Raw genomic sequence first — 12,441 nt, 5'->3', positions numbered from 1 at the left:
AGGCGATAACGTGTCGATCACCGTCAAGCTGATCAACCCGATCGCGATGGAAGAAGGTCTGCGCTTCGCTATCCGCGAAGGCGGCCGTACCGTCGGCGCCGGCGTGGTTGCAAAAATCATCGCTTAATTTTTAATCAAGCGCTGTGACAAGGCCGGCTCGCGCCGGCCTTGTCGTATCAGATGAAAAATGCGGCGACATGTGTTTACCGCCCTGTTCGGTGGTATCATATCGACCCCAAGCCTGAGCTTTACTCATTGCCGCGCGCGGAAGGTTCGCCCGGTTCGTTCTTTTAAGGAAATACCATGTCTACACCAAATCAAAAAATCCGCATCCGCCTGAAAGCCTTCGATTACAAACTGATCGACCAATCGGCCCTGGAAATCGTGGAAACCGCGAAGCGCACCGGCGCCGTCGTCAAGGGTCCAGTACCTTTGCCAACCCGCATCCAGCGTTTCGACGTCCTGCGTTCGCCGCACGTCAACAAGACCTCGCGCGACCAGTTCGAAATCCGCACCCACCAGCGCCTGATGGACATCGTTGATCCTACGGACAAAACGGTTGACGCGCTGATGAAGCTGGACCTGCCAGCTGGCGTCGATGTTGAAATCAAACTGCAATAAGCGTTGTTGAGCCGGCGGGTTTCCCGTCAGCCAATCGGGGCCGGGCCTGTTCGCAAGAGCAGCCCCGGCCCCGATGTCGTTTACGGGGCGGCTTGCGGCACTCCTATTATCCTTGCATCTGAAAAGAATCGAGCCATGCCTGACACCATCCTGATCGTCGAGGACGAGCCGGCCATCGCCGACAGCATCGCCTACGCGCTGCGCACCGACGGCTTCGCGCCGCGCCACGTTGTCCTCGGCGCGCAGGCGCTGGCGGTCATGCGCGAGCCGCAGGGCGCGGCGCCGGCCCTGGTGGTGCTCGACATCGGCCTGCCCGACATGAACGGCCTGGAAGTGTGCCGCCGGCTGCGCCAGTTTTCCGAGGTGCCGGTGATCTTCCTGACCGCCCGCAGCGACGAGATCGACCGCATCGTCGGCCTGGAGATAGGCGCCGACGATTACGTCACCAAGCCGTTCTCGCCGCGCGAGCTGGTGGCGCGCATCCGCGTCATCCTGCGCCGCGTGACGCCGCCCGCCGCCGCGCCGGCGCCGGCGCCGCCGGCGCGCTTCGTGCTGCGCCAGCTGGAGGCGCGCATCCTGTTCTGCGGCCAGGCGCTGGACCTGACCCGCTACGAATACCTGCTGCTGAAGGCGCTGGTCGAGCATCCCGGCCACGTGCTCTCGCGGGCGCAGTTGATGGACCGGGTCTGGAGCGACGCGCCCGACACCCTGGACCGCACCGTCGACGCCCACATCAAGTCGCTGCGCGCCAAGCTGCGCCTGATCGACGCCGCCTGCGACCCCATCCACACCCACCGCGGCATGGGTTATAGCCTGAGCCTGGCATGAAGATAGGCCTGCGCATCCTGCTCGGCTATTTCCTGATCGTCGGCCTGGCCGCCTGGTTCCTGCTGAACGTCTTCGTCGAGCAGGTCAAGCCGGGCGTGCGCGCGACCCAGGAAGATACGCTGGTCGACACGGCCCAGTTGCTGGCCGACCTGGTGGCCGACGACGTCAGGGCGGGGCGCCTGCAGCAATCCGCCATCGCCACGCGCATGCAGGCTTACGCCGGGCGCAAGGTCGACGCGAAGATCAGCGGCGTCGCCAAGGAAACGCTGGACTACCGCGTCTACATCACCGACGCCCGCGGCATGGTGCTGTTCGATTCCACCGGCCGCGACACCGGCAAGGATTACTCGCGCTGGAACGACGTCAAGCTGACGCTGCAGGGCAAATACGGCGCGCGCAGCACCCGCTCCCGGCCCGACGACGACGCCTCGACCGTGATGCACGTGGCCGCGCCCATCATGGACGGCGCCCGCATCATCGGTGTGCTGACGGTGGCCAAGCCGAATTCCAGCGTGCAGGTCTTCGTCGAGCGCAGCCAGCAGAAGATCCTGCAGCGCGGCGCCGTGCTGTTGCTGCTGTCGCTGTTGATCGGCATCGCCTTCGCCTACTGGCTGGGGCGCGCGCTGCGCCGCTTGATGCACTACATCGGCGAGGTCGAGGCGGGCCGCAAGGCGACCCTGCCGGCGCTGGGCAACAATGAGATCGGCACGCTCGGACGCGCCCTTGAGGCGATGCGCGACAAGCTCGAAGGCAAGGAGTATGTCGAGGAACTGATGCACACGCTGGCCCATGAGCTGAAGAGTCCGATCGCCGCGATCCAGGGTTCGGCCGAGCTGCTGCAGGAGGACATGCCGGAAGCCGAGCGGCGCCACTTCCTCGCCAACATCCTCAACCAGAACGCGCGCCAGAAGCAGTTGATCGACAAGCTGCTGGCCCTGGTGCGGGTGGAAAAGCAGCAGCGGCTGGCGGCGCCCGAGCGCGTCGACGTGGCGGCCCTGCTGGCCCAGGCCGGCGCCGACGTGGCGGCCCGGCTGGCGGCCCGCGGGCTGCGCCTGGAGGTGCGCACCGACGCCCTGAGCCTGCACGGCGACGCGCTGCTGCTGCGCCAGGCCATCGGCAACCTGCTCGACAACGCCATCGACTTCGCGCCGCCCGGCAGCGCCATCGCGCTGTCGGCCGGCGCCAGCGGCCGCCACGCCGAGATCAGCGTGCGCGACGGCGGCGCCGGCATCCCCGCCTACGCGCAGGAGCGCCTGTTCGAGCGCTTCTATTCGCTGCCGCGGCCGGACGGCGCCAAGAGCAGCGGCCTGGGCCTGCCCTTCGTGCGCGAGGTGATGGCGCTGCACCGGGGCACGGTCGAGGTGCGCAACGGCGCCGCCGGCGGCGCCTGCGCCACGCTGCGACTACCGCTTTCCTGAGGCACGGCGGCGAGCGTCAAGTTTTCCTTCGAACTCGGCCGGATGTGTCACTCTTTACAGTGTATTTATGAGCCGTAAATTTTAAGGAGAAAAGTAGATGCTGGCAAAACATCTGGATAGTTATCGTTTGCAGGTTAATTTTGTTTGTTGGGTGGCGACAGCGATTGCAGTTTATAAAAATGCGCCTAGTGGCGAGATGACGGGCTGGTTGAGTGCTTCCCTGCTTTGCATCGTTGGCGGTTTTGCCGGTTCGATGTATACCTCGAAAATCCATAATGTAGATCTACCTGGAGATGCGGAAGTGGATACGTCATCGTTGGGAGATTTTATGATGAAAGCCATTTTTTTAATTCCAATAATTCTCGCTGTGTTTGCGGTTGCGACAATGTACTTTCATCCTGCTGAGGCGGGTAAGGTTGCGTGGGTGCTATGTCCAATGGCAACAGCGATGGGCTCTGAAATTGCTTCGCTGTATCGCCGCTACCGAGGATGAGTTGGCGTTGTTTTTATGGTAATGATTGAGGAGAGGCTGCGCTCATCCGTCCACAATGCTTGCGTCATCGTATCTGGCAAAAATGAATTGATTCGTGCAGGTCTTCATCTTTGTCGAACTATCCGGCCTGCTAATTCGCTTCACACGGAGCGCATACTTAGCGCACAGGCGTTTTCTACACTGGCGTCACCTTAAAGGATGGATACGCCATGCAAAAAACCCTGTTGTTCAAAACCCTGCTCGTCGTCGGCCTGACGCTGCTTATCGGCATCCCGCTGCTGATGATCGAATCGACGATCAAGCAGCGCATGTTTTTCCGCGACGAGGCCGTGCGCAGCATCGCCAACGACTCCGTGCGCGAGCAAACCGTGATCGGCCCCGTGCTGGTGCAGCCCTACACCGACGAGTATGAAGAGCAGGTGACCACCAGCAACGATCTGGGCAAGAAGGCCGAGACGCTGCGCCGTTCCGTGCGCCGCACCATGCTGGTCTTTCCCGGCGAGTTGAGGGTGAACGGCAGCATCGACACGGAGCGCCGTTACCGCGGCATCCACCAGGTGCTGGTCTACAGCGGCCAGCACAGCATCGCCGGCGACTTCACGCTGCCCAAGCGCGACGAGTTGCCGCGCGAGAGCGCGCACTCGCGCATCACCCTGGGCCAGCCCTATATCGCCTTGTCGATCGAGGACGTGCGCGGCATCCGCAACATTCCGAAGATTAACTGGGGCGGCCAGATGATCGAGTTCGAGCAGGGCACCGGCCTGGCATATTTCAAGAGCGGCTTGCACGCGCCGCTGGCGGCGCTGGACTTGAGCTCCGGGGCGCAGGTGAAGTTCTCCTTCGACCTGGGCCTGGACGGCATCGAGCGGCAGAACTTCGTGCCGATCGCCAAGAACAACCAGTTCGCGCTGAAGTCGAACTGGCCGCACCCGCAATTCGGCGGCCGTTTCCTGCCGTCGCCGAAGCAGCGCCGCATCGACGCAAGCGGTTTCAGCGTCAACTGGGGCATCTCCTCGCTGGCGACGAATGCCCAGGCGCAGGTGAACCTGATGGAGAGCGCCACCGCCGCCGCGGCCGGCCAGGCGGCGGCCGTCCCCCCGCTGGAGTTGGACCGCTTCCACGTCGCCTTTATCGAGCCCGTCAACGTGTATTCCCAGGCCGACCGCGCCACCAAGTATGGCCTGCTGTTCGTCGCGCTGACCTTCGCCGCCTTCTTCGTTTTCGAAATCCTCAAGCAATTGCCGATCCACCCGATCCAGTATCTGCTGGTGGGTCTGGCGCTGGTGGTTTTCTTCCTGCTGCTGGTGGGGTTGTCCGAGCACATCGCCTTCCTGGCGGCCTACCTGCTGGCCAGCGCCGCCTGCATCGTGCTGATCGGCTTCTACCTCAGCCACGTGCTGGGCGACTGGCGCCGCGGCCTCGGCTTCGGCCTGGGCCTGAGCCTGCTGTATGGCGCCCTGTACGGCTTGCTGAACTCGGAAAGCAATGCCCTGGTGATGGGCAGCCTGCTGCTGTTCGCCGTGCTCGCCGCGCTGATGGTGGCGACCCGCAAGGTCGACTGGTATCAGGTCGGCAAGGGCGCCGCACCGGCGCCGGATGCGTCGCCCGACGGCGCCGTGCAAGCCGCGCACTAGCGGACGGCGGGCCGGCGCCCGGTCAAGCCCGGGTGCCGCGCTTGCGTTTGCCGAGTGCGCCGATGAGCAGCAGGCCCGCGCCCATCATGGCATAGCTGCCTGGTTCGGGAATGATGGGGGTGCTTGCGTGTGTTTCGATTCTGAAATTTACCTCGATGAGCAATGGCTGGTCGCTGGGGTTGGCGTAGATCAGCGCGAAGTTTTTGGATTCGATGCCGAGGAAGCGCGAGTCGGCCCAGTGCTTAAAGCTGACGTAGACGCTGGGCGAGCTGAAGTTCCTGATGTCGATGAAGTTGTCCACGCTGGCGGTGTTGAAGAGGTTTACTCCCCCCAGATCGGGTTGTGCGGAAGCGTTTGAGGTGCCCGCAAGGGACAGCGCGGAACGGGGCGCCAGCGTGATCGTCAGCCGCTGGTCCGCCGTGGCGATGTGCTCCCTGCCGTCATAGGTCGCGTAGTTGATTTCGGCGCCGGCGTACAAGCCGCCATAGTTGCCCAGGGTGCCGGCGAAGGCCGTCGACCCATCGCTGCCGATCTGGCCCGGCTGGAGCGGCGGCACGTCCAGGCTGTCTTTGCCATCCGGCCATCTATACATGGTCCGCAGTTGGGCGTCGCCGGCCACGGTGGAAAAGCCGGCGGCCTGGCCGTCGTCCGGCCTCAGGTCGATGACGCCGAAGTGCACGCCGGTGAGGCTGGAGCTGGCCTTGGCGCCGGGGTAGGCGACGGCGTTGCCGCCCGCCAGTGATAAGACTGCGGCGCTGAGCGCCGCCACGGCAGTTGCTGGTATAGATCGCATAGTGTCCTCGTGGTGGGGGGAGAGGGACGCGACGCGGCGCGGAGCGTGCCGCCGTGCCGCTAACGGTGCTGTCTTTTGCTTCACTATCGTCATACTTAATTATCTAAAAGGTAGTTGTACTTGAGCATTGATCTGCTGCCGGACCCCGGCCTGCTGTACGGCGTCCGGTCAAGCCCGGGCGCCGCGCTTGCGTCTGCCGAGTGCGCCGACGAGCAGCAGGCCCGCGCCCATCATGGCATAGCTGCCCGGCTCGGGAATGCTGGGAATGCTGGGGATGGTTGCGGATGCTCCGACATAGAAATCTACCGAGATGAGCAATGGCTGGTCGCTAGGGTTGGCATAGAACAGCATGAAGTCTTTGGAGTCCAGGCCGGGCGCGTTTTGCCGGGCATAGTGCGAAAAGTAGACGTTGAGGCTGGGCGAGCTAAAGCTGCTGATGGTGATGGAGTTGGCCGCGCGGGCGGCGTAGAGGGTGTTCGGCCAATGCGGATCGCGTTGTGTGAAAGCGTTTGACGTGCCCGCTAGGGACAGCGCGGAATGGGGCGCCAGCGTGATCTGTAGGCGCTGCGCCGCCATGGGGCTGAGTTCGTTGCCCTCATAGTGTGCGTAGTCGATTTCGGCGTTGGCGTACAGGTCGCCGTAGTTGCCCAGGGTGCCGGCGAAGGTCTTCGATCCATCGCCGATGCTGAGCCGGCCCGCCTGGGGCGGCGGCACGTCCAGGCTCTTCCAGCCATACGGCCATCTGTACGAGATCCGCAGTTGGGCGTCGCCGGCCTCGGTGGAAAAGCCGGCGGCCTGGCCGTCGTCCGGCTTCAGGTCGATGACGCCGAAGTGCGTGCCGGTGAGGCTGGCGCTGGCCTTGGCGCCGGTGCCGGTGCTGGGGTGGGCGACGGCGTTGCCGCCCGCCAGTGATAAGACTGCGGCGCCGAGCGCCGCCGCGGCAGTTGCTGATAGAGATCGCATCGTGTCCTCGTGGTGGAAGATAGGGAGGCGCCGCGGCCTCGGCCTGCCGTGCGGCGCCCTGTACGGCTTGCCTAACCCGGAAAGCAATGCCCTGGTGACGGGCAGTCTGCTGTTGTTCGTCGTGCTGGCGGCGCTGATGGTGGCGACCCGCAAGGTCGACTGGTATCAGGTCGGCAAAGGCGCCGGCGCCGCGCAAGCCGCGCTAGCGGACGGCGCGCCGGCGCCCGGTCAAGCCCGGGCGCCGCGCTTGCGTCTGCCGAGCGCGCCGATGAGCAGCAGGCCCGCGCCCATCATGGCATAGCCGCCCGGCTCGGGAATGCTGGGCGAGGTCGCGTATGCCCCTGTGTCGAATTGCACGGTGAGGAGCAGGGGGCGGTCGCTGGGGTTGGCATAGACCAGCATGAAGTCTTCGGATGCGAAGTAGGGCTTGGAGGAGTCGACCCGCTGCTGATAGCTGACGCTAACGTCGGGCGAGCTGACGCTCCGCATGAAGATGGTGCTGTACGCGCTGGAGATTTCGTTGTGGTGGTCCGGCCAATTCGGATCGCGTTGCGCGGAGGCGCTTGCCGTGCCCGCAAGGGAGAGCGCGGAATGGGGCGCCAGCGTGATCTGTAGGCGTTGCATCGCCGAGGAGCCGAGATCGTTGCCGTCATAGTTTCCGTAGTTGACTTCGGCGTTGGCATACAATTCGCCATAGTTGCCCAGGGTGCCGGCGACGGTCTTCGACCAATCGGTGATGCCTACCTGGCCCGCCTGCAGCGGCGGCAGGTCCAGGCGATTCACGCCATCCGGCCATCCATGCCAGACCCGCAGTTCGGAGTTGCCGGCCACGGTGGAAAAGCCGGCGGCCTGGCCGTCGTCCAGCCTCAGGTCGATGACGCCGAAGCGCACGCCGGTGAGGCGGGCGCCGGCCTTGCCGCCGGAGCCGGTGTCGGGGTAGGCGAAGGCGTTGCCGCCCGCCAGTGATAAGACGGCGGCGCCGAGCGCCGCCGCGGCAGTTGCTGGTAGAGATCGCATAGTGTCCTCGTTCATGGTGGAAGAGAAGGAGCCGTTGCGGCGCGGACCTTGCCGCCGTGTCGCTAACGGTGCTGGCAATGCTGTCTTTTGCCTCACTATTGTCATATTTTTATTGTTTAAAAGATAGTCATATCTGCGCATTCCGCATGCGCGGCGCGGCACTGTTGCGCGCCCGCCTCGGCCCCCTCGTCGGCCCCGCCCGCCACGCCCGCCTGCGCCGGCTGTGGCGCTTTGACATACCCCGTATTTAGTTGTTGCGTCAAGGGTCTTTTCACGCTACACTTGCCGGCTTCGGTATGGATTCGTCTTTTTTTGGATCCTACGTTACTTTGTAGTTAAACAAGCCCCGCCCAATCGCAGGTGGGAATGGAGAAAAAATGAGCCTAGGCCTTCTCGGTCGCAAGGTTGGTATGATGCGCATCTTCACGGACGAAGGGGATTCGATTCCTGTCACCGTGTTGGACGTATCGAACAACCGTGTTGCGCAAATCAAAACAACTGAAACAGATGGTTACTCCGCTGTTCAGGTCGCATTCGGTCAACGTCGCGCTTCCCGCGTGAACAAGGCTGTCGCTGGTCACCACGCTAAAGCCGGTGTCGAAGCAGGTACTCTGTTGAAAGAGTTCCGCGTTGACGCAGCCAAGGCTGCCGAACTGAAAGCTGGCGACGTCGTTGCCGCTTCCCTGTTCGAAGTCGGTCAAAAGATTGACGTGCAAGGTGTTACCATCGGTAAGGGTTACGCCGGCGTTATCAAGCGTTACCACTTCGCTTCCGGTCGTCAGACCCACGGTAACTCGCGTTCGCACAATGTTCCAGGTTCCATCGGTATGGCACAAGATCCAGGTCGCGTTTTCCCTGGTAAGCGCATGACCGGTCATCTGGGTGACGTTACCCGTACGATGCAAAACCTCGAAATCGCCCGTATCGATGCCGACCGCCAGCTGCTGCTGGTTAAAGGTGCGGTTCCAGGCGCGAAAAATGGCCAGGTAGTCGTCTCGCCAGCCATCAAAACCAAAGCCAAGAAGGGAGCTTAAACGATGGAACTCAAGCTTCTGAATGCGCAAGGTCAAGCCGGCTCCAATGTCGCCGCTGCCGATACTATTTTCGGCCGCGACTACAATGAAGCGCTGATCCACCAAGTCGTCATCGCCTATCAGGCGAATGCACGTAGCGGTAACCGCAAGCAAAAAGACCGTGAAGAAGTTCACCACACGACGAAAAAGCCATGGCGCCAAAAAGGTACCGGCCGCGCGCGTGCTGGTATGTCGTCGTCGCCACTGTGGCGCGGCGGCGGACGGATTTTCCCTAATTCGCCCGACGAGAACTTCACCCACAAAGTGAACAAAAAGATGTATCGCGCAGGTATCTGCTCGATTCTGTCCCAGCTGGCTCGTGAAGACCGCCTGACTGTGATCGAAGATCTGACGATCGACGCGCCAAAAACCAAATTGCTGTCGCAAAAGCTGACCGGCATGGGTTTTGAGTCCGTCCTGATCATCACTGATACGTTGAACGAAAACCTGGAACTGGCATCGCGCAACCTGCCTAACGTGCTCGTCGTTGAGCCACGTCACGCAGACCCGATGTCCCTGGTGTTCTACAAAAAGATCCTGATCACCAAGCTGGCATTGGCTAAGATTGAGGAGATGTTGGCATGAGCGCGATTTTGAAACATAGCGAAGAACGCTTGATGAAGGTGCTGTTGGCGCCGGTCATTTCCGAAAAGGCCACCATGGTCGCGGAAAAGAACGAGCAAATTGTCTTCCGCGTACTGCCGGATGCAACCAAGCCTGAGATCAAGGCAGCGGTCGAACTGCTGTTCAAAGTTGAAGTGCTGTCCGTGCAAACTGCCAACCGTGAAGGTAAGCAGAAGCGCAGCGGTCGTTTCAACGGTCGTCGTAACCATACCAAGCGTGCTTTCGTGTGCCTGAAGCCTGGCCAGGAAATCAACTTCTCCGAGGAGGCTGCATAATGGCACTCGTTAAGATGAAACCAACCTCGCCAGGCCGTCGCGGCATGGTGAAGGTTGTCAACGCCGACCTGTACAAAGGTCGTCCGTTCGCAGCCCTGGTTGAGAAAAAATCCAAGACCGCCGGTCGTAACAACAACGGTCACATCACCACCCGCCACATCGGCGGTGGTCATAAGCAGCACTACCGCTTGATCGACTTCAAGCGCACCAAGGATGGCATTCCGGCGAAAGTGGAACGTATCGAATACGATCCAAACCGTACCGCGAATATCGCCCTGTTGTGCTACGCCGACGGCGAGCGCCACTACATCATCGCGACCAAGGGCATGTCCGTTGGCGACGCCGTGATGAACGGTGCGGAAGCGCCTATCAAGTCGGGCAACTGCCTGCCTATCCGTAACATCCCAGTCGGCACGACGATGCATTGCGTCGAAATGTTGCCAGGCAAGGGTGCACAGATGGCGCGCACGGCCGGCGCCGGCGTGGTGCTGATGGCCCGCGAAGGCGTGTACGCCCAGGTGCGTCTGCGCTCCGGCGAAGTGCGCCGCGTGCACATCGAGTGCCGCGCCACGGTTGGCGAAGTCGGCAACGGCGAGCACAACCTGCGCAAGATCGGTAAGGCTGGCGCGATGCGCTGGCGCGGTGTTCGTCCTACCGTCCGCGGTGTGGTCATGAACCCGGTCGATCACCCGCACGGTGGTGGTGAAGGTAAAACAGCAGCTGGTCGTCATCCAGTGTCGCCTTGGGGCCAACAGACGAAGGGTAAGAAGACACGCCGTAACAAGCGTACGACTTCCATGATCGTTTCGCGCCGCGGCAAGAAATAAGGGGTAGCACATGACACGTTCATTGAAAAAAGGGCCGTTCTGTGACGCCCACCTGGTGAAAAAAGTTGAGGCTGCTCAAGCTGCCAAAGACAAAAAGCCAATCAAAACCTGGTCGCGTCGTTCGACAATCATGCCTGACTTTATCGGCCTGACGATCGCGGTGCATAACGGCAAGCTGCACGTGCCGGTGTATGTTTCCGAAAACATGGTTGGTCACAAGCTCGGCGAATTCGCACTGACCCGTACGTTCAAGGGCCATGCAGCTGACAAAAAGGCTAAGAAATAATGGAAACTAAAGCTATCCTCAAAGGTGTGCGCCTGTCGGACCAAAAAGGTCGTCTGGTGGCTGACCTGATCCGTGGCAAGAAAGTTGACGCAGCACTCAACATCTTGCAATTCAGCCCGAAAAAAGGTGCTGCGATCATCAAGCGTGTTCTGGAATCCGCCATCGCGAATGCCGAGCACAACGATGGCGCCGACATCGACGAGCTGAAAGTCACGACGATCTACGTCGAAAAGGGTCCAGTCCTGAAGCGCTTCACTGCACGCGCTAAGGGCCGGGGTGATCGTATCTCGAAACAATCCTGTCACATTTACGTGACTGTCGGCAACTAAGGAGTCACGATGGGACAGAAGATACATCCAACAGGCTTTCGCCTTTCGGTAACCCGTAACTGGGCATCGCGTTGGTACGCTGGCAACGGTAATTTCGCCGCCATGCTCAACGAAGATCTGAAAGCGCGCGCCTACCTGAAAAAGAAACTGAAGAACGCCTCCGTCGGCCGCATCGTCATCGAGCGTCCAGCGAAGAACGCGCGCTTCACGATCTACAGCTCGCGTCCAGGCGTGGTCATTGGTAAAAAAGGCGAAGACATCGAAGTACTGAAGTCGGCCCTGACCAAGATCATGGGCGTGCCCGTGCACGTGAACATCGAAGAGATCCGCAAGCCGGAAATCGACTCGCAGCTGATCGCCGATTCGATCGCCCAGCAGCTGGAAAAACGCATCATGTTCCGCCGCGCCATGAAGCGCGCCATGCAAAACGCCATGCGTCTGGGTGCCCTGGGCATCAAGATCATGTCGTCCGGCCGCCTGAACGGCATCGAAATCGCCCGCAAAGAGTGGTATCGCGAAGGCCGCGTGCCTCTGCACACCCTGCGCGCCGATATCGACTACGGCACCAGCGAAGCGTCGACCACCTACGGCATCATCGGTGTCAAGGTTTGGGTATACAAGGGTGACCGCGCGCCGAACGGCGACGCACCAGTCATCGATACCCCGCCTGACGAGAAGAAGAGCCGCGGTCCGCGCCGTGACGATGGCAAGCCTTCCGGCCGCCCTCGCGCACCCGCTGGCGCGAAACCATCCACAGCACCAGGTGCTGCACGTGTGCGCACCGCCGCGAAACCGGCCGGCGCTGCTGCACCAGCTGAGAAAGCAGGAGAATAATCATGCTGCAACCAGCACGCAGAAAGTATCGTAAAGAGCAGAAGGGCCGCAACACCGGTATTTCCCACTCGCGCGGCACCGCCGTGTCGTTTGGCGAATTCGGTTTGAAAGCGGTTGCACGCGGTCGTATCACTGCGCGTCAAATTGAAGCGGCGCGTCGTGCAATGACCCGTCACATCAAGCGCGGCGGCCGCATTTGGATCCGCATCTTCCCGGACAAGCCGATTTCGAACAAGCCAGCTGAAGTTCGTATGGGTAACGGTAAAGGTAATCCTGAGTACTACGTCGCTGAAATTCAGCCCGGCAAAGTACTGTACGAAATGGATGGCGTTGACGAAGCGCTGGCACGGGAAGCTTTCCGTCTTGCCGCCGCTAAACTGCCACTGGCGACGACCTTTGTCGTTCGCCAAGTTGGCCAATAATTGG

Annotated in this window: 18 protein-coding genes; 15 read left to right on the top strand and 3 right to left on the bottom strand. The window is 61.6% G+C overall.

Annotation, left to right across the window (positions count from 1 at the left end; all coding sequences use genetic code 11):
- The 6 genes from OIK44_RS22270 to creD all read left to right on the top strand — a co-directional run.
- Positions 1-127 (top strand): EF-Tu C-terminal domain-related protein (locus tag OIK44_RS22270; protein WP_456057495.1); only part of this gene is annotated, 127 nt, incomplete at its 5' end.
- A 176-nt stretch (positions 128-303) separates the two neighbouring features.
- A complete protein-coding gene (gene rpsJ / locus OIK44_RS22265) occupies positions 304-621 on the top strand; it encodes a 30S ribosomal protein S10 (protein ID WP_038497056.1) in 318 nt (105 codons plus the stop codon).
- A 135-nt stretch (positions 622-756) separates the two neighbouring features.
- Positions 757-1,449 carry a two-component system response regulator CreB gene (gene creB, locus OIK44_RS22260; RefSeq protein WP_273674030.1) on the top strand — a complete coding sequence of 231 codons (693 nt, stop codon included), beginning with the start codon at positions 757-759 and terminating at the stop codon, positions 1,447-1,449.
- Positions 1,446-2,867: a two-component system sensor histidine kinase CreC gene (creC, locus tag OIK44_RS22255; RefSeq protein ID WP_273674028.1), complete on the top strand. Its 1,422-nt coding sequence runs from the start codon at positions 1,446-1,448 to the stop codon at positions 2,865-2,867. Before creB ends, creC begins: the two co-directional genes overlap by 4 nt.
- 97 nt (positions 2,868-2,964) lie before the next feature.
- On the top strand, positions 2,965-3,360 hold the full coding sequence (locus OIK44_RS22250) for a hypothetical protein (protein WP_273674026.1): 396 nt from the start codon (positions 2,965-2,967) through the stop codon (positions 3,358-3,360).
- 209 nt (positions 3,361-3,569) lie between these two features.
- Positions 3,570-4,994: a cell envelope integrity protein CreD gene (gene creD, locus OIK44_RS22245; RefSeq protein ID WP_273674024.1), complete on the top strand. Its 1,425-nt coding sequence runs from the start codon at positions 3,570-3,572 to the stop codon at positions 4,992-4,994.
- A 22-nt stretch (positions 4,995-5,016) separates the two neighbouring features.
- On the opposite strand, the gene OIK44_RS22240 is transcribed toward creD, so the two are convergent.
- Together OIK44_RS22240 and OIK44_RS22235 are read right to left on the bottom strand one after the other, a co-directional pair.
- A complete protein-coding gene (locus OIK44_RS22240; RefSeq protein WP_273674022.1) occupies positions 5,017-5,787 on the bottom strand; it encodes a PEP-CTERM sorting domain-containing protein in 771 nt (256 codons plus the stop codon).
- Between the two features lie 168 nt (positions 5,788-5,955).
- Positions 5,956-6,750, bottom strand: coding sequence for a PEP-CTERM sorting domain-containing protein (locus OIK44_RS22235; RefSeq protein WP_273674020.1), 795 nt, complete (start codon positions 6,748-6,750; stop codon positions 5,956-5,958).
- A 1-nt stretch (position 6,751) separates the two neighbouring features.
- Between OIK44_RS22235 and OIK44_RS25725 the strand changes: the two genes are divergently transcribed.
- The gene (locus tag OIK44_RS25725) at positions 6,752-7,051 is read left to right on the top strand and encodes an inner membrane CreD family protein (RefSeq protein WP_420213879.1); all 300 of its coding nucleotides are present in this window, start codon (positions 6,752-6,754) and stop codon (positions 7,049-7,051) included.
- On the opposite strand, the gene OIK44_RS22225 is transcribed toward OIK44_RS25725, so the two are convergent.
- Complete coding sequence (locus tag OIK44_RS22225; RefSeq protein ID WP_273674018.1) at positions 6,979-7,767, bottom strand: PEP-CTERM sorting domain-containing protein; 789 nt, start codon at positions 7,765-7,767, stop codon at positions 6,979-6,981. The two genes, OIK44_RS25725 and OIK44_RS22225, sit on opposite strands and share 73 nt — an antisense overlap.
- Before the next feature lie 377 nt (positions 7,768-8,144).
- Here OIK44_RS22225 and rplC point away from each other — a divergent pair, with 377 nt between their 5' ends.
- The 8 genes from rplC to rplP are packed head-to-tail and all read left to right on the top strand — an operon-like array spanning position 8,145 to position 12,437.
- The gene (rplC, locus tag OIK44_RS22220; protein ID WP_273674017.1) at positions 8,145-8,801 is read left to right on the top strand and encodes a 50S ribosomal protein L3; all 657 of its coding nucleotides are present in this window, start codon (positions 8,145-8,147) and stop codon (positions 8,799-8,801) included.
- 3 nt (positions 8,802-8,804) lie between these two features.
- The gene (gene rplD, locus OIK44_RS22215; protein WP_273674016.1) at positions 8,805-9,425 is read left to right on the top strand and encodes a 50S ribosomal protein L4; all 621 of its coding nucleotides are present in this window, start codon (positions 8,805-8,807) and stop codon (positions 9,423-9,425) included.
- A complete protein-coding gene (gene rplW, locus OIK44_RS22210) occupies positions 9,422-9,739 on the top strand; it encodes a 50S ribosomal protein L23 (protein WP_273674015.1) in 318 nt (105 codons plus the stop codon). The genes rplD and rplW overlap by 4 nt, the downstream gene beginning before the upstream one ends.
- Positions 9,739-10,566, top strand: coding sequence for a 50S ribosomal protein L2 (gene rplB, locus OIK44_RS22205; RefSeq protein WP_273674013.1), 828 nt, complete (start codon positions 9,739-9,741; stop codon positions 10,564-10,566). The genes rplW and rplB overlap by 1 nt, the downstream gene beginning before the upstream one ends.
- Positions 10,567-10,576: 10 nt before the next feature.
- Entirely contained in the window at positions 10,577-10,852 is a 276-nt protein-coding gene (gene rpsS, locus OIK44_RS22200) for a 30S ribosomal protein S19 (RefSeq protein ID WP_008444295.1), read from the top strand.
- Positions 10,849-11,181 (top strand): 50S ribosomal protein L22, encoded by a 333-nt coding sequence (rplV, locus tag OIK44_RS22195; protein WP_198292082.1) that lies wholly within the window; start codon positions 10,849-10,851, stop codon positions 11,179-11,181. The genes rpsS and rplV overlap by 4 nt, the downstream gene beginning before the upstream one ends.
- 9 nt (positions 11,182-11,190) lie before the next feature.
- Positions 11,191-12,015, top strand: a complete 825-nt coding sequence (rpsC, locus tag OIK44_RS22190) for a 30S ribosomal protein S3 (protein WP_273674012.1) — start codon at positions 11,191-11,193, stop codon at positions 12,013-12,015.
- Between the two features lie 2 nt (positions 12,016-12,017).
- Positions 12,018-12,437, top strand: coding sequence for a 50S ribosomal protein L16 (rplP, locus tag OIK44_RS22185; protein ID WP_038497037.1), 420 nt, complete (start codon positions 12,018-12,020; stop codon positions 12,435-12,437).
- Positions 12,438-12,441 lie beyond the last annotated feature (4 nt).

The sequence above is a fragment of the Janthinobacterium fluminis genome, assembly GCF_028595325.1.
Taxonomy (GTDB): domain Bacteria; phylum Pseudomonadota; class Gammaproteobacteria; order Burkholderiales; family Burkholderiaceae_D; genus Janthinobacterium; species Janthinobacterium fluminis.
Note: the sequence above shows the minus strand (reverse complement) of the source record. Positions and strands in the feature narration are given on the sequence as shown.